Here is a 22112-nt window from a genome sequence, read left to right as displayed (position 1 = left end):
GAGGTGGGCGGGGAAAAAAGAACCCTGCATCAGTTCAACTAATGCAGAGTAAGCAATTAGGCAGTGAGCAAGGCAGAATGGGTACTATTCGTCATCCTCCTCCAGATCCTCGTCTAACTCTTCATCGAGGTCATCATCCAATTCGTCGCTGGCTTCGTCATCGAGATCATCGTCAAGCTCATCATCCAAATCATCCAGATCGTCATCCTGCTCTGCTTGGAATGAGTTGCGGCGCTCCAGTGATGCCCGATTGAATTCCACCAGGTCTGCAACAGCTTGCTCTGGGTCAGTACGAATGGTGTCATACAGCAAGCTCATGACGATCGCCACCACTTCCGGTGAGTACTTCAATGCATCTGGTTGCCCGAATAATCGTGGGAACACCTTTGTATTCCATCGCTGCCAATCGAACTTTTTGTTACCACCCTTCTTTTTCACTTGAGCGGCAATATCGAGTCCAAGTTTTTCGCGCGTGGCGTGCCCGATCTTGGTCGAGACGCGAGCATCTCGGAGTTGCAGCTTTACACCGTATTCTTTGAACATCAAATTCCGCAGTTCTTTCAAAGGACCAGGCTACCGTAAGAGACTTGCGATCGCTTCCACCAACGCTTCTGGCTCCACAGGTTTTGTGATGTGCGTCTGGAAACCTACCTGACGCGCTTTTTGCTGGTCAAAGTCTCTAGCATAGGCAGTCAGGGCGATCGCCGGAACTTGTCCACCCTGGCTTGGAGGGCGAGAGCGAATCTGCTGCATCAGCATATAACCATCCATGTCTGCCATACCAATATCACTGACAATCGCATCGGGAATGAACTGATCCAGCGATTGTAGTGCCTCCAAGCCAGAAGCAACCACTGTCACTTTTGCCCCGCTTTGTTCCAATAGAAACGCTTGAAACTCACGGGTATCTGGCTCATCGTCTACCAGTAGAATCTGCAATCCTGTGAGTGGGAAGTGAGGAGTGGAGAGTGGAGAATCGACCTTGCTTTCCCTACTCCCTGCTCCTGATTCCCGATTCCGCAATAATGGCAATTGCACGATGAAGGTTGCGCCCTGATTCTCACCCCGGCTCTCTGCCCAAACGGTGCCGCCATGCAGTTCGACAATTTGGCGCACGATCGCTAGTCCCAGCCCCAACCCACCAAACTTGCGGGTGGTTGAGCCATCTTCCTGCCGAAAATACTCAAAGACATGGGGCAAGAACTGGGGGTTGATGCCTTTGCCCGTATCGATTACGCGAATCTGAGCCAGGTGATCCAATTGCCGTAGTTCAACCGTCACCTGTCCGCCATTAGGCGTGAACTTGACGGCATTGGTGAGCAAGTTCCATACGACCTGCTGCAAGCGAGCGGCATCCCCAGAGATGGAGGCAATTTGGGGATCAAGGTCAAGCGTGATTTGAATGTTCTTGGCTTCTGCTGCCAATCGCACCGTTTCAATGGCAGCAGAAATCACAACGGCCAAACTCGTGGGAGCCGCTGTTAAGGACAGCTTGCCCTGCATAATGCGGGAGATGTCGAGCAGGTCTTCGATCAGTTGGGTTTGTAGTTTGGCGTTGCGTTCGATCGTCTTCAGGGCTTCTGTTCGGCGGGCTTCGTCCAGTTTGCCGTTTTGCAGCAGGCGGGTCCAGCCCAGAATCGGGTTAAGGGGCGATCGTAGTTCATGGGACAGGACAGCCAAAAATTCATCCTTGACACGATTGGCTCGCTCTGCGGCTTCCCGTGCTGCTTGCTCCCGCTGCAAAAGCTGCTCGCGTTCGGCTTCAGCAGATTTCCGATCAATCAGGTCGGCGACCTGTCTTGCAATGACATCGAGCAGCCGCAATTCACGCTCGGAAGGCTGGTGTACCTCAGTCCAGTGGTTGGAAATCATCCCCACGATGCGACCGCTGCGCGACAGCAAGGGGGTAGACTGCACGGCACGAATCCCAGAAAGCTGATAAAATGCTAGATCTTCTGTGTCAGCCATAAACTCGCAGGTTTCGACATCGGGCACCACGACCCGCGCTCCAGAAAGGAGCGCCACACCGCAAGTGCTGCTCGAATCTAGGCGCACCCATTGCCAAAATGCCGCTGATGCCGGGTCAAGTCCTCGCCATGCCAGCAGTTGCAGTTCATTTCGTTCTGGATAAAGCAGTTGCACGCTGCCCATATCTGAGTGCATGATTGCGATACTGGCATCGAGAATTTGCTCATACAAAAGGGTGATATTGTCTTCCTGAATTAACTGGCTGCTGATGGACTGAAGCTGCTGGGTATCCGCAAGTTCTACTGCCAGTCTTGCTTTGGATTCTTGCAGTGCCAGTTCCGCTTGTTTGCGATCGTGGATATCGCTCACATTCCCAATCCATTCACGCACTGAGCCATCTGGGTTGAACAAGGGCACTCCTCGCGCTTCAAAGTAGCGATATTCGCGGCTGGCAGCGTGCCACATCCGCCCCTCGGAATAGTAGAGCGTTTGCTGCTGCTTTGCCTGAAGCCAGCGTGCCAGTAGCGGCTCTCGATCGTCTGGATGGAGTGCCTGTACCCAGCCAAATCCCTGATGTTCCTCCCAGGTTTGCCCAGTGTATGCCTCCCATTCGGGTTGGGGAGACACAAACGCTCCTTCTGGGTCAACCGTCCACACAATCGAGGTGAGAATTGAAGTCAGGAGGCGATAGCGCTCTTCACTTAAGCGCATGGCTTCCTCGGCAACTTTGCGATCGGTGATGTTGCGAGAAGAACCAGAGACCGATTCTACCGCGCCATTCGCAGCAAAGACGGGACTGAGAATGTATTCAAAGTAGCCATTGACCCCGGCAGGATTGATGTAGCTGGTTTCGTTGCGAATGGTTTCTCCGGTTTCAAATACTCGTCGCATGTCGTTTAAGATTTGCTGCTCTACGGTCGGAGGATAATTCAGGTCCGCCATTGTTTTACCGATCGCCTCGGCTGCGGTTAGCCCCCACAAATCCAGCAACACCTGATTGGCATAGAGAAACCGCCCGTTGCGGTCAAAACTAAACACATAGTCAGCGATGGTCGAAAGCGTTGCATCAAACTTCTGTGCCTGCTGTTCCAGTGCAACGCGGCTCTCATGCAGGGCAAGGCTGACGCGGTAGCTTTGCTGCACGGAGTGTTCGCGCTCAAACGCAATGCTGGCAACTTGAGTGCCAAATTCAGCAAGCTGATATTCCCAGTTAGTCGGCATTCGTACTGTATCAAAACACAGCATCAGTGAACCGAGCGGCAAACCCTTGATCCCCATTACAGGTCTGGAATGGCACGCCAAAATGCCATGCGCGAGACAGAGCGATCGCCATTCCTGTGACCAGCGATCGTCGTTGGCAATATCAACACAGGTAATCGGCTGTCCGCGATACACTGCCTCACCGCAGGTTCCAATGTACAGGTCGTTAATTGGGGCATCTTTTAGCCCCTGCCCAAACGAGGGCGGCAAATCGGGCGTGACCGAACGGGGGAAGGTGGAACACTGAGCATCGGTCAGCAAAAAGCAGGCGCGAACCTGGTCAGTCAGGCGAGACAGCGAGGCACAGACCGCAGCAAGGCAATCGTCTAACGGTTGTCCGGTTGCAATTGTTTCCAAAAGTTGCTTCTGCTCAATCAGCAACTGCTCGGAGCGTTTGCGTTCCTGCTGTTCCTGTGCTTCTCGCAATGCCCGCTGCACCGCTGGCACTAACCGTTCTAATCGTTGCTTCAGCACATAATTGCTGGCTCCCGCTTTCAGAGCGTCGATCGCCAACTCTTCTCCCAAGCTGGCAGAGACAAAAATGAATGGCGTTTCAGGGCATCGGTGATGAGCAATTTCTAAGGCAGCGATGCCATCAAAATCGAGGAGCGGATAAGCTGCCAAAATCAGGTTAAATGGCTGAGCTTCTAGTGCCGTTACAAAGTCAGCACGAGTGTCTACTTGCAAGAGTTCATGGTTAATGCTGCTATCCATCAACGCGGCTCGAATTCGTTCTGCATCGAGGGGTTGGTCTTCGAGCAAGAGAAACTGAAGGGGTGTCATCATTGCGTCTCCTGCTGAGGTTTAGCCTGACCTGCAAACCGTGCTGTTTTGTTCTCAGCTCATTGGTTCAAGCCTGGTTGCCTTTCTCTTTAAGTTAACGATTGATTCGATTAACTCATTCGGTTCGATCGGTTTGCTCAAGTGCTGGTGAAATCCCGCTTGGAGAGCCTGCTGTCGGTCATATTCTCCGGCATAGGCAGTCAGCGCGATCGCAGGAACTTGCTTGCCTGATTCCTGCGATCGAATCTGCTGGAGCAACATGTAGCCATCCATCTCCGGCATTCCGATGTCACTGACGACGAGATCAGGAGTCGCTTGAGTGATGGTTTGAAGCGCTTCAGTTCCAGATGAAACGCTGTTGACAACTGCACCTGCTTGCTCCAGCACAAACGCGACGAACTCCCGCGAATCGGCTTCATCATCCACCACAAGAATTTGAATGCCCGTTAAAGGTGAATCGTCCACCATTGAGACGGGTACATGAGCTTCATCGCGCAGAAGCGTTGCGACTTGCATCAACGGCAGCCTGACGGTAAACGTTGCGCCCTGCCCCTCACCGGGGCTGTCGGCTTGCACCGTGCCACCATGCAGTTCGACCAGATGATGAACGATCGCCAGCCCTAAACCTAGCCCCCCAAACCTGCGAGTGGTCGCACCATCAGCTTGACGGAAATATTCAAACACATGGGGCAGGAACTCAGGTACGATCCCCTTGCCCGTATCGCGAACGGTGATTTGTGCTTGGGAGCCGATTTGCTTTAGCTCGACCTCAATCTGTCCACCCTGCGGCGTAAACTTCACCGCATTAGAGAGCAAATTCCAGACCACTTGCTGAAGCCGAGCCGTATCGCCTACAACCTGACCAACACTGGTATCTAGGTTTGTTTGAATTTGAATCGACTTGGCTTCAGCGGCGAGTCTTACCGTTTCCAGAGCGGCTGAGATCGTAGCTGCCACATCGACGGGAACCCGATTAAGGCTAAATTTTCCTTGCAGGATGCGCGAGACATCGAGCAAGTCCTCAATTAGCTGGGTTTGCAGTTTGGCGTTGCGCTCGATCGTTTCCAAGGCATGAGCCGTCTTTGCTGCATCCAGGTTGCCGCTGCGAAGCATTCGAGACCAACCCAAAATTGGATTCAACGGCGTGCGTAACTCATGCGATAGCACGGCTAGAAACTCGTCTTTGATGCGGTTGGCTTGTTCAGCCGAGGCGCGGGCAGCCTGTTCCTGTTCAAGCAGATGCAGCCGCGATCGCTCAATTTGTTTCTGCGGTTCAATGTCGGTGCAGGTGCCAAACCATTTCAGCACCCGACCTTGCTCATCTTTAAGCGGAAGACCCTGTCCTAAGAACCAGCGGTAGGTGCCATCGGCGCGACGAAAGCGATACTCAATTTCATAGAATAGTCCTGTTTTAACCGCCGCCAACCAGCGATCGCGGGTCATTGCTAAATCATCTGGGTGAATAATCGAAAGCCAATCTAAGCCACGCATTTGTTGTGGGGTTAGCCCAGTGTAATCGCAGAACTGCTGATTGACATATTCATTTTGTCCGTCAGGGTTGGTAATCCAGACGAATTGCGGAATCGCTTCAGCCAGGAGACGATAACGAGCTTCACTCTCGCGTAAGTCAGCTTCGGCTTGTTTACGTTCGGTGATATCAACCAGCACACCGACCATACGATCGGGCTGTCCTGACGCATTGTAGGAGAAGCTCCCCCTGGCTTCGACCCAATGAATTGAGCCATCCTGCCAAACCGTGCGGTATTCGTGTCGGTACTCCGTTTGTTCTGTCATTGCCCGTTGCAGGGCTGCTTCAGCGCCTTCTCGATCTTCTGGATGAAGACTATTCAACCAGACTTCATAGCCAGGCTCACACTGGTCGGGCTGTAGTCCTAATAGGGTGAAATGTCCTGCTGACCAAATAATCTTGTTAGTTGGCAAATTCCAATCCCAGGTGCCCATTTTGCCGATCTGAAGTGCCCGCTGGAGTTGCGCTTCACTTTCTCGCTGCGCCAATTCTTGTTGAGCCACTTGACGCGCTGCTAATCGTAGCTCTAGTTCATCAACCACGATCGCGGCTAAATCTACCAGCATCGCTTGCTGCTCAAGGCTGAACGCTTCACGGGGTTGAGTGTCTAACAGACAAAGAGTGCCTAAATTAAAGCCATCATGCGTGATTAAAGGTGCACCAATATAGCACCGCACTCCCGGATCACTTTGCACAAATGGATTGCAGCTAAACCGAGGATCTTGCTGGGTATCGAGTGCCACTAAAACATCGTCCGACAAAACTGCAAAGCTGCAAATCGTGTCGTTTCGTTCAACTTCGCGTGGTTCAAAACCATAGCCAGACTTGAACCACGCTCTCGATTCATCGAGCAGAGACACCAACGCGATCGGCGCATTGAACAACCGGGCGGCGAGGGACGTAATCCGATCGAACGCAGCTTCGGGGGGCGTATCGAGAATTTGATAGCGATGCAGCGCCGCTAACCGTTCGGCTTCATTGGCTGGAATGGGCGGGGTGATAGGAGTAGGGTCTGGCGATCGTTGGGTCATGAGTGCAGGAAGGTGTATCAGTTTAGGCAATGTCGAAAATGCTGGAATGATGTTCTATCCTGTTTCTGAGTTAGATGAACCGCTGCACAAGGTACAAATCGCGCTCACCAGTGTTTCTGGATCAACGGGTTTTGGAATATGCTGCTGGAATCCAGCGGCGATCGCCTGTTGTCGGTCATATTCTCCGGCGTAGGCAGTTAAGGCAATAGCTGGAATTCGCTTTCCTTGCTCGATCGAGTCGCTATGCAAGTCTAAAGAGCGAATTTGTTGGAGCAGCATATAGCCATCCATCTCCGGCATTCCAATATCACTGACGATCACATCAGGAGCAGACTGCTCAATGATTTGCAGTGCTTCAATTCCAGACGAGGCACTGGTGACGACTGCACCTGCTTGTTCTAGGACAAACGCGACAATCTCCCGCGAATCGGCTTCATCATCCACCACTAAAATGCAAATGCCGTTCAAGTCACTCGTGGCAGGTGAGGATGCTTCTGAAGATGGCAGTTCGCTGAGATGAGCCGCAAGGGGTAGTTGTACGGTGAATGTAGCACCTTGCTCTTCACCCGGACTCTCTACGTAAATCTGTCCACCGTGCATTTCCACGATCTGACGAGCGATCGCCAACCCCAACCCTAAGCCGCCAAATTTACGAGTCGTCGCGCCATCTTCTTGCCGAAAATGCTCAAACACGTAGGGCAAAAAGTCTGGTTTAATGCCTTTGCCTGTATCGCTGACGGTAATTTGAGCAACGGATTTTGAAACAGGGGAAGCAGATGAAGTATCTATTTCATCCGTTGCCAACTTTACTTCCACCCGTCCACCATGAGGAGTGAATTTGACAGCATTCGACAACAAATTCCAAATCACTTGCTGCAATCGTCCAGCATCACCCAAAACTTGCGATTTTGGATTTTCTTCCAATCCAGAATCCAAAATCGTAAATCGTAAATCGATCGATTTGGCTTCGGCAGCAAGATGAACGGTTTCCAGAGCGGCTGAGATGACTGCACTCAGATCAACGGGCAGCACATTCAGACTAAGCTTGCCTCGCAGAATGCGGGAGATGTCGAGTAGATCGTCAATTAACTGCACCTGAAGCTGGGCGTTGCGATTGATCGTGTCCAGAGCGGTTTTTGTTTTTGTCGCATCAAGCTTGCCTTGCTGTAAAAGCTTTGACCAACCCAGAATCGGGTTCAATGGCGATCGCAGTTCATGGGATAGCACCGCTAAAAACTCGTCCTTAATACGGTTCGCCGTTTCTGCCTGTTCACGCGCCATTTGCTCTCGTGCCAAAAGCTGTTCTCGTTCGGCTTGAGCGCGTCTGAACTCTTCAATGTCTGTACTGGTGCCAAACCATTGCACAATTTGCCCCTGTTCGTTGCGGATGGCGATCGCCCGCGAGAGAAACCAACGATACGCATCAGTCGCCTGGTGCTTTAAGCGAAATTCAGCCTGATAAGGCATTCCGGTCATTAAAGCAGTCTGCCAGCGTTCACTGGTTGCCTCGAAGTCATCGGGGTGAATTACTTGAGTCACATAGCGAATATCATGGGTTTGCTCAATGGTCAGTCCGGTGTAATCCGTCCACTGCTGATTCACATATTGAGTGAGACCCTGAGCATCCGTCATCCAAACCTGTTGTGGCATCGCGTCTGCCAGTTGGCGAAATTGGGCTTCGCTTTGGCGCAGTTCTTGAACGGCTCTCGTATACTCGATCAGCGACCAGAGCCGCGCCACCACTTCTTGCAGCAGTGTCACTTCATCCGATCGCCACTGCCGAACAGTGGTGCTATTAACGAAGAGCATCGCCACCCAGCGTCCTTCATGAATACAAGGAATGGACAAAAAAGCATAGATGTTTAGGGAAAGCAAATGTTCACTGAAAGGGGCGGTATAGGGATAGGTCGTGATATCCGGAGCAACAGCAGGTTGTCCTGCTTGGTAAAGGTCGATGAGACTTGGCAAAATAAAATCTGATATTCGATGGGTTCCAACTAAACTAGGAATTCCTGGTTGTCGCCAATCGTGCTCGACGATCGCTAATCCCTGATCTAAATCAATCACGCTCCACAGACAATGAGCGACATTCAAGAACTCGCCTATACTGTTAACCGTCTCCTCTGCCATTGCCTCAGCCGTGGGAAGTTGGCGTAGCCGTATGTCTAGTTGATTGAGAAACTGGTCGTTCAGTTCTGCTCGTTTGCGATCGGTGATGTCTCGATAAAAAATACCGAGTCCTTGTTCCGAAGGGTAAGCGTGGATTTCTAGCCAGATATCGTAATCCGGCGGGCTGTAGTAGCGGTGTTCAAAGTGAACCGGCACCTGCTCTGCCATTGCCCGACGATACTGATATTCCACATTTGTCCCGACGGAAGCCGTCCATTCCTCCCAGTGGGTTTTGCCAATAATTTGCGAGCGTGGCTTGCGGTTGAGCCGTTCTGCTTCGGTATTTTGGTAAATAATCCGCCAGTCGCGATCGAGGGCGACAAACGCATCGGTCATCCGGTCTAGTATTTGATCGATCTGGGCATAGGCTGCCTCTGCCGCTTGTTGGGCAGTTTCTGCTGCCTGCCGTAAATCCTGCTCTCGTTGGGTAGCTTCTCGTCGCAGTTGCGCCAGTTTCAAGGTTGCCTCCACGCGTGCCAATAGTTCACGGGCAGAAAAAGGCTTGATTAGATAGTCATCGGCTCCTGCTTGCAAGCCTTCAATTCGGGCTTCTTCACCCGCTCTTGCTGACAGCAGAATTAACGGGATTTCCTGAGTGGTGGGATCAGAACGGAGCGATCGCAACAACTCAAACCCATCCAGGTTGGGCATCATTACATCGCTTAACACCAAATCGGGAATTCGCTGACGAATCGCCGTCAATGCTGCCCTGCCATCCGCAACCGCTTCTACCTCATACTGCTGGCTCAACAGACGCTTTAAGTAATCCCGCATATCGGCGTTATCGTCGGCTAGCAAAATTCTTGCTGTTGCTATAGAGGAATCCATAAAGGCAGCAGGAACAGAAAGGGAGTCTTCTGAGGCTAGAGCCATAGGACTCTCAATCGCTACATCGGATATCCAGCGCGATGCTTCAGTGACGTAGGGGTTTGCGCCTAACGCGGTTGAGGTAAGCGTGCGAGTGGCTTCAATCCGTTCGATAGGGAGATGATCTGAGCCAAAGGGAATCGCGATCGTAAAGGTGGTGCCGCAATCGACTTTACTCCTAACGCGAATAGTTCCACTGTGCAGTTTCACCAGTTCTTGGACTAGAGCCAGCCCGATGCCTGACCCTTCATAGGTCCGCGATCGTGTTTCACTGACGCGATGGAATCGTTCAAACAAGCGGGGAAGTTCCGCTTCAGGAATGCCTACTCCTGTATCTGTAACGCTCAATTCAACTGAATCGCCAACGGGTTGTAATTGAACCGTGATACTCCCTGTAAACGTAAATTTGAACGCATTTGAGAGGAGATTGAGCACAATCTTTTCCCACATTTCGCGATCGACATACACAGGCTCTGGCAACGTTGGGCAATCAATCTCTAGGGTCATTCCGGCGCGTTCAATGAGCGATCGAAACACGCTTGCCAACTCAGCCGTATAGGTTGCCAAATCGGTCGGTTTATAGGATGCCTGCACTCTTCCGGCTTCGATCCGAGAGAAATCTAGCAGGGTGTTGACTAACTTTTGTAAGCGCAAACCATTTCGTTGAATCAGTTGCAACTGTTCGCGCTGATCAGGCTGAAGTTGCCCATCAAGCATACTGGAGAGTTCTTCCAGCGGACTCAGCATCAGCGTTAGCGGCGTGCGGAATTCGTGAGAAACGTTGCTGAAGAAGACAGTTTTGGCGCGATCGAGTTCGGCGAGTGCTTCAGCGCGTTTGCGTTCTGCTTCATAAGAGCGGGCATTGGCGATCGCCAGGGCAATCTGTCCAGCCACCTGTTCCAGAAAATCACGGTAGCTATCATCTAATCGGCGGCGTGGACTGGCAACCGCAACCAGCACCCCAGTTACCTTGCCTTGTCCAGTGGCAACAATAGGCAATATCATTGCTTCCTGCGGGGGTTCCGCCCAAGGACTCCCAGGCAATACTCCAAAGCGGGAGGGTAAATCATTGATCATCTGCGGCTGGGCAGTCTGAACCGCAAGCGAGATCAACCAACCGTCTGTCGCCTCTGGTGTTGCAAGATTTACAGTTGTTGGACTGATGAAACTGTCTGAGTGCAACTCAGTGCTACCGCAGAGATGAGCCTGTTTCTCATCCTGACTCACCAGGTAAAGCAGCGAAAAAGGCAGGTCAGCCGCATCAGATTTGAATGTTTCGACCATTAGGGCACACGCGGCTTCAGCAGTTCTCGCAGTTGCGGTTCTAGATGCCACTTCCCGGAGTAGACGAGTGCGCCGTTCGTTCAACACGCGATAGGTCGTTTCGGTGACAATGTTAAATACGCCCTCAACACCACTTTGTCCCTGAATTGGATTGAACGTGTACTCAAAAAAACATTCTTCAGTGTATCCAAAGCGGTGCATCGACAACAGTTCATCTTTGTGAAACGTGCCTTCACCTGTCGCTAAAACGCCTGCTAACTCCGGTCCGATCTCATCCCAAATTTCAGACCAAACCGCACGCCCAGGGCAACCGAGCGCCCAGGGATGTTTGTTACCGACGATTGGTCGCCAAGCATCGTTGTAAAGTAAGGTGAAGTCTTGCCCCCAGTAGATCGCAATGGGAAAGCGAGAATTGAGGCAGATGCTCAATGCCGATCGCAAGCTCTGCGACCAACCTGCAACCGTCCCCAGGGATGTTTGTGACCAATCATGCGATCGCATGAGTCTTGCCATCTCACTGTCGCCTGCAAAAACCTGTTCCGTCATCTCATCCTGACTCATGCTGCGGTGCCTCCCTTCTGGTCACACAAACGGGCAACGCTTGTCACAATTTGTGCTGGCTCAACGGGTTTCGCGATGTGTTGCTGAAATCCAGCCTGTAATGCTTGTTGGCGATCGAACTCTCCGGCGTAGGCAGTCAGGGCGATCGCTGGAATATGCCTGCCTTGATCGCTTGACCGAATCTGTTGCAGCAGCATATACCCATCCATCTCCGGCATTCCGATGTCGCTCACGATCAAGTCAGGTATAGTCTGCTCAATGGCTTGCAGTACCTCAATTCCAGAGGAAAAACTGGCAACGTTTGCACCGGCTTGCTCTAAGACAAATGCAACAAATTCCCGCGAATCGATTTCATCATCCACAACCCAAATACGAATACCACTCAAATCCTCGATCTCAATGGAGGCAGACTCTGAAGGGGGTTGTTGATCGGTGAGCGGTGCAAGGGGAAGCTGGACGGTAAACGTTGCCCCTTGCCCTTCTCCGGCACTCTCAACGGCGATCGTTCCGCCATGTAGTTCCACGATTTGACGAGCGATCGCCAATCCTAATCCCAATCCACCAAACTTGCGCGTCGTCGCGCCATCTTCTTGCCGGAAATGCTCGAACACGTAGGGCAAAAAGTCAGGATGAATGCCTTTACCCGTATCAGTCACTTGAATTTGGGCATAGGATTCCGATTGGGTTAATGCAACGGTAATTTGACCACCTTGGGGCGTGAACTTCACCGCATTTGACAACAGATTCCACACTACTTGCTGCAATCGTCCGGCATCGCCCATTGCGGTTCTGACCTGTGTTGGCAAGTTGACCTTAACGTGCAGCGCCTTGGCTTCAGCGGCTAGACGAACGGTTTCTAGAGCAGACGAAATGACGACACCTAAATCAACGGCTGCCTCATTCAAGCTCAATTTACCGCGCAGAATCCGAGCAATATCGAGGAGGTCATCAATCAGTTGCGCCTGGAGTTGGGCGTTGCGTTCGATTGTTGCCAATGCGGTTTTGGTTTTTGCTGGATTAAGATTCCCTTTCTGCAAGAGTTTTGACCAGCCGAGAATCGGATTGAGGGGCGATCGCAGTTCATGGGACAACACTGCCAGAAACTCATCTTTGATTCGGTTCGCAGCTTCGGCTTGTTCTCGTGCGGTCTGTTCTCGTTCTAGCAATTGCTCCCGCTCTTGCGCTGCTTGCTGACGCTCGGTGATGTCGAAGTTGACACCGTAAACTCGTGTCGCACGGCCCTGGGCATTGAAACGTGCCCGCCCCGCTCCAGCCAGCCAGCGCGTTTTTCCATCGGGGAGCAGCACACGGAACTCGGCGCGGTACTCACCACCCGGCTGCTGTGCCGCTTCCAGCGCTGCGATCACGCTCGATCGATCATCTGGATGAATGCGATCGAAAATCGGTGTGGTATCGCCCATTGTTGCCTCGGAGTCAAGCCCAAAGAGTTCCAGCACACGCCGATCGCGGGTCGTCGTATTCGTCATTGGGTTCCATGCCCACGCGCCCATCTGCCCACCTTCGAGCGCGGCTTGCAGATTTTCTTCGCTTTCGCGCAGTGCCGCTTCGGCTTGTTTGCGTTCGGTGATGTCAATGCTGGTTGCAACCACGCGCGTGATTCGCCCGTCTGGGTCACGCAAAGGCGTAACGGCGGTGTAAGTCCAGATTTCTCCGGCTGGCAAGGTGAGCCGTTCCTCGTATTTGACGACCTGCCCTGTCCGTACTGCACTGCGGTATCGTTCACAAACCGCCTCCGCTTCTTGAGGCGAAAGAATATCTTGCGAGCGGCTGCCAATCCATTTTTCCAAAGGTACGCCCGACCATTCGACACAGACCCGGTTCGCGCTGAGGAACCGGAACTCGTCGTCTGCCAACACTTCCGAAACGGTAATCGCGCCCTCAACACCCGAAAATGTGCTGGAAAGCAATTCTTCCGATTCGCGCAAGGCAGTTTCAGCACGAATCGACTCGATGAAGTCTGCTGCCTGCCGCACATACAGATCGAGTCGGCGCAAATCTTGCTCACTCGGTCGATGGGGCGATCGCCAATGCGTCGAAAGCATTCCCAACAGGATGCCATCTCGACCCATCAGCGGCGTAGACTGCACAGCGCGATAGCCAGCCGCACGCGCCACTGGACGGAATGGGGCAAAAGGCGCATCTGTCTCGACATCTTCGATAATGGTACGTTCGCCGGAGCGCAGCGTCCTGCCGCAAGCTGAGTCATCCTCTGCTGATACTTCACGGAAGAAATCGAGGAAGTCTTGCTTAAAGCCTTGCTGAACCGCGATGCGAAGAATTCCTTGATCAGCATCAAGGAGTTGGATGTTGCCCATATCCGCACCGAGCAGTTCGATTGTGGCAACCAGCATTTCCTGAAGTCCCTCACTTAAGCTGAGCTTGCGCCACAGTCGCGAACTGGCTTCGTTTAGCCGAACGAGCGCACTGGCTTCGGATGCCAATTGAGCTTCGCGATCGCGCAGATTTTCTTCGGCTTGTTTGCGATCGTCAATGTCAATCACAACCCCGTTCATCCGGACGGCTTTACCCGCTGCATCAAAAACACAGGAGCCTTTAGAGGCAATCCAATGCACGGAGCCATCTTGCCAGACAGCGCGGTACTCGATGTCATAGTCTGCCCGCTCCTCTATCGCACGAACCACCGCTTCGTGTGTGCGTTCGCGATCATCAGGATGCAAAACTGCCATAAAGTCTGCATACGCGATCGCAGAGTCATCCAGCGGTAATCCAAATAGGGCTTTACAGCGCTCAGTCCAGATCAGTGTGTCGGGTTCAATGTCCCAAAACCACATTCCCAGCTTGGCAGATGAGAGCGCCAGTTGTAGCCGCTCTTGGCTGATCTGTAATTCTATTTCTGCTTGCTTGCGATCGGTGATATCCTGGGAATAAACGGTCAAACCGCCATCGGGAGTGGGATATGCCTTGTCGCTATACCAGCGGTGATACGGCTCGTAGAAAACCTCATATTCAACGGGGATACGTTCTGCCATCGCCCGGTGCAGTTGGGTGTAGGCGGTATTGCCGACGGCATCTGGAAACAGCTCCCAAACGTTCTGCCCAAGCACGTCAGTCAGGCTCATGCCGATCCGGTGCAAAAATTCTTCGTTGACGAAGGTATACCGCCAGTCGTTGTCAAACATCATCAGCGCGTCGGTGATGCTGCCAACGATGCCACCGAGCATATTTTCGCGATCGCGCAAAGCAGCTTCAATTTCCAGGCGATCGGTGATGTCGGTATTGGTGCCAAACCAGCGCACGACTTCACCTCGATCGTTGTGGATGGGCATCGCACGTGATAAGAACCAGCGAAATTGCCCGTCGTGACCCCGTAGCGGGAAAGTGTCTTCCCAAACTTCACCCGTTTCAAAACAATGGCGAATACGTTCCACCACGCGATCGACGTGTTCGGGGTGATGAACCTGCTGCCAGCCCCAGCCCTGCATTTCTTCCAGGGTTGTGCCCGTATAGTCAAACCAGCGCTGGTTGTACCAGAAAATCCAGCCCGTTTCGTCTGCCATCCAAGCAAACTGAGCCATATTGTCTGCCAATGTGCGGAACCGAGTTTCGCTTTCTTGTAGTATTGCTTCAGACTGTTTGCGTTCTGTAATGTCGTTAAATAATATGCCGACTCGCCTCAGGTCTGGTTCTCCAACGCGGAAGGCATGAACGTCATACCAGCGGTGAAATTCCTCAGCCCGATTTTCAAATCGCCTTGCTTCGCCTGTCAAAGCAATGTTTCCATAAATTTCAAACCAGTAGGCTTCATGGTTAGGCGCGATTTCGCGGACTGTTCTGCCCTGGGCGTTTTCGGTGCCTGTTTGTCGATCGAAGGCAGGATTGGTAATCAAAAATCGGTAATCAATGGGGCGATCGTCCGCATCAAAAATCATCTCAATAGTGCAGAATCCCTCATCCATCGACTCAAACAATGTCCGGTAGCGTTCCTCCGATTGGCGCAGAGCCGCTTCAGCCCGTGCCCGTTCCACCGCTGCCCAAATGCGATCGACCACTTCTTGAATCAGCGATACCTCCGCCTCCGTCCAGGAATGCGCCACCGGGTAATGGGCAAAAAGAACCGCGACCAGACGACCTGCCTTCAGCAACGGCACATTCACGGTTGCTCCCAATTGCAGGACAGCATGAGCCGCTTTCTCGGCATCGGTCAGCATTGGGTCATTGGCGATGTTGCTGCGAACCACCGTGCGTCCAGCTTGGAATTCTCGTAAAAGCTCCGCACCATAGTCGTCGTAACGATAGCGCCCTTCGATCCCAGGTACACCGTTCGTGTAGTTTTGCGTCACCACGATCGTATCACCATCTGCCTGATCCTCGGCATATCCTACTCGGCTTGCCCCCAAATATTCACCCAAGACACAAGCCGCTTGATACTGGATTTCTTCAACATCCATAAGGGGTCGAAGCGTGTCGTTGAGCTTCAGTAAGAAAGCCTGCCGCTCTTCGCTGCGCCGCAGGGCTTCTTCTGCTTGTTTGCGATCAGTAATATCAACCAACAACCCATCCCACACCTCTCCATCTTCAGTTTGCTGGGGACGGGAACGACCTTGAATCCACTTCAATTGTCCCGATCGGGTAATGATGCGTCCTTCCCATTGCCAGATAGCATTCTCAACGGCGATCGCCACTGACTCTCGAAACGAGGGCAAATCATCGGGATGAATCAACGCCAGAAACGCACCCGCATCCTGGAGAATGGTTTCTGGTGACAATTCAGTTAACTCGTGGGAACCAGAACTGACATACGTGAACACCTCTGTACCATCTGCACAAGGAGCATAGCGATAGACCATTCCAGGCAGGTTGCTGACCAATCCCTGAAATCTCGCTTCACTGTCGCGCAGGGCTACCTCCGTTTGTTGGAGTTCCCGTAGGACGGCTTGCTGTTCACAAAATACCGCTTCCTGAAGTTTTAAGCTCTGTTTGCTCTGTTGTTGTGCCGTGCGTAATGCTCCCACTAAAACACTAATCAAAATGCCCTGAAGGACAAATATCAAAATTCTTGCGCCACTGGCAAAGGTCACATTCAAGCTGAAAATTGGATCGCCAAAAAAATAGGTTGCCAGAAATGCTGATAATACAGTGGCTAGAATCCCAGTATTGCGTCCGCCATACCAGGCAGCCAGCACCAGTGCAGTATGGAAAATCAAAAATGTCGTATTTTTAACCTGAATGTAGGGATCAAGCACCAGCATCAACAGCAGCGCCATTAGCACGAGGGCGATCGCCACAGCATAATTCCAAAGTTGCTGCTTCAAGCTAGACCTCCGGTGCATTCCTGCATTCAAGTGCTGATTTTCAACTGCCTTAGGTTGCGCCATGCTTACCTCCTGTACGCTGAATTAGCGCAACGATCGCTTGAATTAATCCCTCTGGCTCGATCGGTTTGCTCAAATGCCGTTGAAATCCAGCCTGTAATGCTTGTTGGCGATCGAACTCTCCCGCGTAGGCGGTCAGGGCGATCGCTGGGACTGTCTTGCCTTGCTCTAACCTCCGAACTTGCTGCATCAACATATAGCCATCCATTTCCGGCATTCCAATATCGCTGACAATCAAATCAGGAGCCGCTCGCTCAATCACTTGCAGTGCCTCAATTCCTGATGCAAAGCTAGTAACGATCGCCCCTGCTTGCTCCAGCACGAACGCCACAAACTCGCGTGAATCTGGCTCGTCGTCTACTACCAAGATGTGTAAGCCAGTTAAAGGGTTAAGGGGTGAAGAGGTGAAAGAGCGATCCTGTCCTTCACTCCTCCATTCCTTCACTGCTTCACTTTTTTGCAGTGGCAGCCTCACAGTGAACGTTGCCCCTTGCCCTTCTCCAAGACTGTCTACGCTAATCTGTCCGCCGTGCATTTCAACAATTTGACGGGCAATCGCCAATCCCAATCCCAATCCACCAAACTTGCGCGTCGTCGCGCCATCTTCTTGCCGAAAGTGTTCAAACACGTAGGGCAAGAAATCTGACTTGATGCCTTTACCCGTATCAATCACTTGAATTTGGGCATCAGTTCCAGCTTGGGTTAGACTGATCGTGATTTGTCCGGTTGGTGGTGTAAACTTCACCGCATTCGATAACAGATTCCACACCACTTGCTGCAATCGTCCGGCATCACCCATCACCGCTCCAACGTCTGGTGAAACAATTGTTTGAATGTGCAATGACTTGGCTTCGGCGGCGAGGCGAACCGTTTCTAAGGCAGATGAAATGACAATACTCAAGTCAACAGCACTTTGATCCAAACTCAGTTTGCCGCGTAGAATGCGGGAGATATCGAGCAGATCGTCAATCAACTGTGCCTGTAGCTGGGCATTCCGTTCGATCGTGGTCAGTGCTGTCTTCGTTCTGGCAGTATCCAATTTTCCTTGCTGCAACAGTTTTGACCAGCCTAGAATTGGATTGAGCGGCGATCGCAGTTCATGGGACAACACTGCCAAAAACTCATCTTTGATCCGGTTAGCGTTCTCGGCGGCTTCTCGTGCCTCTTGCTCTTGTTGTAAAATGCGTTCGCGATCGCGTTCAATTTGAACGCGATCGCTAATATCAGTTGAAGTGCCGTACCATTTGTGAACTTGTCCTTGCTCATTCAGAATTGGAACCGCACGAGTGAGGAAATGAAGATAGCTACCATCCGGTTGAATCAAGCGAAACTGCGACTGATAGAGCGATCGCGCTTCCTGTGCCTGAATAAAGTCAGCCTGGAGTTGCTCCTGATCTTCAGGTGGAATGATTTGCCGCATCACAGCAGGGTCGCGGCTTTGTTCAAGCGTTAATCCGGTGTATTCTGTCCAGCGATCGTTGGTAAACTCTACCGTTCCGTTTGCATCAGCGACCCAAACAATCTGTGGCATCCCGTTCGCAAGCTGGCGAAACTGGACTTCACTCTGACGCAGTTCTTCAACGGCGCGGGTATGCTCAATGATTGACCAGAGCCGGGACACCACTTCTTGTAGCAGTGCGACTTCATCCGATCGCCAATTCCGAGGGGTGCTTGCGTTGACCGCCAGCATCGCCACCCAAATTCCCTGGATTACACAAGGCACTGCAACATAGGCATGAGTGCCATAAGGAATGTAATTCTCAACAAAAGGGGCTGTGCAGGGATGGGTGGTGACATCTGCGACAGTAACGGGTTGCCCCTGGTGATAAAGGTCGATCAGGTCAGGCAAGGCAAAGTCTGACAATTGATAAACCCCAACTACACTGGGCATATGGCTCTGCTGATACCAGTCTTGCTTGACGATCGCAATCTGTGCGTCGCTATCAATTTCATTCCACACACAGCGATCGACGTTCAGGTATCTGCCTACACTGCTAACCACTTCCAACGCCATCTCATCGGCATCTGAGAGTTGCCGTAACCGTGCATCAAGTTGGTTGAGAAACTGATCGTTGAGTTCAGCCCGCCTGCGATCGGTAATGTCCGTAGAAAGATTAACAATGCCATCGGGAGCCGGATACAAGCGGTTCTCAAACCAGCGATCCCAGGTAGGGTAGTAGTACTCAAACTGAGCGGGGGTGCGATCGCGCATCACCTGATGCAGGAGATTATAAAACTCAGTTCCGACCAGATCGGGAAACAAATCCCACAGGCTTCTGCCCAAAGCCTCTTCGTAGGACAGTCGCAACGTTTCCGTAGCCTGGTCATTGAGATAGGCAATGTGCCAATCGCGATCAAGCAACACAAAATCTTCGCGAATGCTGGTTAACACCTGTTGCAGTTTTGCCTCTGCTGCCTCTGCTTGCTGGCGTAGAACTTGTTCATGGTGCAGTAATTGTTCACGCTCTGCTTCAGCTTGTTTGCGATCGGTAATTTCTTGAACAACTACATTGATCCCAATGACTTGTCCGTTCGCATCCTTAATCGGATACCAGTTTTCAATCCAGGTTCGATGCTCTTCCGGTTGAGCCTTCGTTTCGCCACTAATTTCTAAATTCAGCAACGGCTCTCCTGTTTCTAAAACTTGCCGGAATAACGGTTCAACCTCGTCTGCCAGGTCGGGAACAATTTCGCGCACGGTACGCCCAATGTGGTCTTCGGCAGCAATACCATTGATTTCTGCAAGTTGTTGATTAATTCGTTGAAAGCGCAAGTCAGGACTTAAAATTGCTAGACCAACTGGCGCAGTTTGATAAATGGCTTCAATTTCTACCAGTTGATGTTCAGCGATCGCCTGACTTTGCCGTAACTCTTCCTCTGCTTGCTTACGCTCAGTGATATTGGTGGTACAGCCAATAATTCCAATCAGGTCTCCCTGCAAATTGCGTTTCAGGTAGCCCTGTTCCCACACTTCGACCCAGTGTCCATCCTCATGCCGTACCCGATACTCGCCTTGATAGCGATCGCCACTTGCCATTACCGATGCAGCGCTTGACTCAATCCGCCGCAGGTCATCGAGGTGAATGCGTTCTGCCCACCAATCTCTGGTCGGCGGTGCATCTTCGGCTCGGACTCCCACAAGCTGAAGCAATCCCTCGGAACGATAAACGTAACCCGTTTGCAGGTTCCACTCAAACACAATGCCATCGACCGCTTGCATGGCAGTCTGAAACCGTTCATTACTCTCGCGTAAGGCGGCTTCAATCTCTTTGCGATCGCTGAAGTCGAGCGTGACACCAACCATCCGCAAAGGAACGCCAGTGCGGTCGTCATAAATTGCCCGTCCCCGTGCCAGAATCCAATGCACACTGCCATCAGACCAAATCGCGCGATATTCGGCTTCGTAATCAGTGCGGGTGGCGATCGCCTGCTGAACAGTCTGCCGGACAGCTTCACGATCCTCTGGATGAATCAACTCGAACAGCCGTTCATAAGTCAACTCTTCTTCTGGTGCTAACCCAAAGTTCGCCTTACACTGATTCGAGCTTTCCAGGACGTTCGTGATTAGATTCAGTTGCCAGGAGCCAAGCTTGCCAGTTTGGAGAGCAATTTTCAGCCGTTGTTCACTGTCGCGCAAAGCGGATTCTGCCTGCTGACGCTCGGTAATGTCCTGAAAAATCAGCACGATCGCATTGGCTGTGTTCTGCTCATCATAGAGAGGAGCCGCTGAAATACTCAGGATGACGTTTGAGCCGTCGCGTTTGCAGCGATAGGTTTCTATCCCTGAGAAAATCTCCCCACTCACCACTGCCGCTCGCACCTGGCGACATTCCTCGCGCTTTTCCTCAGCCACGATCGGCAACTCTTGCCCCAGCACCTCAGCGGCACTCCAGCCAAATAATCGTTCTGCGGCAGGGTTCCACAGTCGAGTAATACAGTCTGGCTCAATCACCACGATCGGCAGTGGGGAACACGCAACCAGGGTTTCCAGGGTTTGTAGCGTTTGTTGAAGCTGCTGCTGGGCTTGCTTGCGTTGGGTAATCTCCTCCGAGAAGATGACGATACCGCCAATTTGACCCGTGCTATCGTGCCAGGGGCGAATTTCCCAGCGTATCCATTGCACCGAACCATCTGCGCGCACGAAGGGATCTTCATCGCATTTCTCAGTTGCGCCTGCCAAACCGCGTTGATGCGCCTCGCGCCAGCGATCGGAGATTTCGGGAAAGATTTCGTAGTGCGATCGCCCCAACACTGCCTCAATCGAACCCAGTCCATAGGCATCCACCCATTGCTGGCTCACCTGGAGGTAGCGCATCTCTCGATCAAACATGGCGACTCCAGCGGGGGCGTACTGCACAAACAGTCGCAGTTTCTCTTCGCTCTCCTGCAATACAATCTCAGCTTGTTTACGATCGTGGATGTCGGTACTGCCACCAATCCACTCGACGATTTGCCCCTCGCTATCTCGAATTGGCAATCCCCGACTCAAGAGCCAGCGATACGTGCCATCGGCTTTGCGGAACCGACATTCCATCTCGTAGGACTCGCCTGCTTGCACCGCTTGCATCCAGGTTTGAAAGACTCGATCGCGATCGTCAGGATGAACACAGACTGCCCATCCTTGCTCTAACAGTTCGCTGCTCAGTCCCGTATATTCCTGGGTAAAACGGTTGACATACACGATGCTGCCATCGGGTCGGGCAGCAAAGACGATGTGCGGCATTGAGTCGGCAAGGCGGCGGAAGCGCTGTTCACTCACCCGTAACTGTTCTTCGATCGAGCGGCAAACGTCTGCTTCAGACTTTCCTTCAATCGGATCAAGATTTGCAGAAGTGGATGCCTCTTCCTCTAATGAAGACAAAGATGCAGTTGCCTTCGGAATTTCATGGAAGGTCGTCACCACCGCATAGGGCGTTTCAATATCCGGTTGAAACAGGGGAGTTGAATTAAGGCAAAGCCAGACGAGATTACCGTCGGGTTGATAAAAACCCATTACAACATCGCGACAGGGTTTACGCGATCGCAACGCCGCGATCGCTGGGTAATGCTCTGGTAGAAACGAAGACCTATCAGGATGAATTGTTTGCCACGCAGGATCAAATGCCGTTGTCCCCACAAGCTGTCTGGCACTGTAGCCCAACAGTTGCTCTGCCACCGGATCGCAAGACAGCACGATGCCATCTGCTCCTTGCAGGAGGGTGCCCATTAGACTTTCAGCAGAGGGCGATCCATCTTGATCGGAGTGTTTCATGGTTTGAGCGGTAGGAGATTCTTGGGGCTGCATGGCATGACCAGACCTAACGGTTG

At 52.1% G+C, this 22112-nt stretch carries 6 protein-coding genes; all 6 read right to left on the bottom strand.

Annotation, left to right across the window (positions count from 1 at the left end; all coding sequences use genetic code 11):
* Positions 1 to 84 precede the first annotated feature (84 nt).
* Genes GLO7428_RS10350 through GLO7428_RS25990 form a run of 6 tightly spaced genes read right to left on the bottom strand, consistent with a single transcriptional unit; the run spans position 85 to position 22056 of the window.
* A complete protein-coding gene (locus tag GLO7428_RS10350) occupies positions 85 to 564 on the bottom strand; it encodes a primosomal protein (RefSeq protein ID WP_196797486.1) in 480 nt (159 codons plus the stop codon).
* Between the two features lie 9 nt (positions 565 to 573).
* Positions 574 to 4014: a response regulator gene (locus GLO7428_RS28400; protein WP_015188504.1), complete on the bottom strand. Its 3441-nt coding sequence runs from the start codon at positions 4012 to 4014 to the stop codon at positions 574 to 576.
* Positions 4015 to 4065: 51 nt separating this feature from the next.
* Entirely contained in the window at positions 4066 to 6570 is a 2505-nt protein-coding gene (locus tag GLO7428_RS10340; protein ID WP_015188503.1) for a PAS domain-containing protein, read from the bottom strand.
* A 54-nt stretch (positions 6571 to 6624) separates the two neighbouring features.
* Entirely contained in the window at positions 6625 to 11451 is a 4827-nt protein-coding gene (locus GLO7428_RS28955; RefSeq protein WP_015188502.1) for an ATP-binding protein, read from the bottom strand.
* A complete protein-coding gene (locus tag GLO7428_RS27780; protein ID WP_015188501.1) occupies positions 11448 to 16808 on the bottom strand; it encodes a PAS domain S-box protein in 5361 nt (1786 codons plus the stop codon). The genes GLO7428_RS28955 and GLO7428_RS27780 overlap by 4 nt, the downstream gene beginning before the upstream one ends.
* Positions 16795 to 22056, bottom strand: a complete 5262-nt coding sequence (locus GLO7428_RS25990) for a PAS domain S-box protein (protein WP_196797485.1) — start codon at positions 22054 to 22056, stop codon at positions 16795 to 16797. Before GLO7428_RS25990 ends, GLO7428_RS27780 begins: the two co-directional genes overlap by 14 nt.
* Positions 22057 to 22112: the final 56 nt, after the last annotated feature.

Origin of the sequence: Gloeocapsa sp. PCC 7428, from assembly GCF_000317555.1 — a bacterium.
In the GTDB taxonomy this organism is placed as follows: Bacteria; Cyanobacteriota; Cyanobacteriia; order Cyanobacteriales; family Chroococcidiopsidaceae; genus Chroogloeocystis.
The sequence above is the reverse complement of the archived record's forward strand: the minus strand, read 5'-3'. Positions and strand labels throughout refer to the sequence as shown.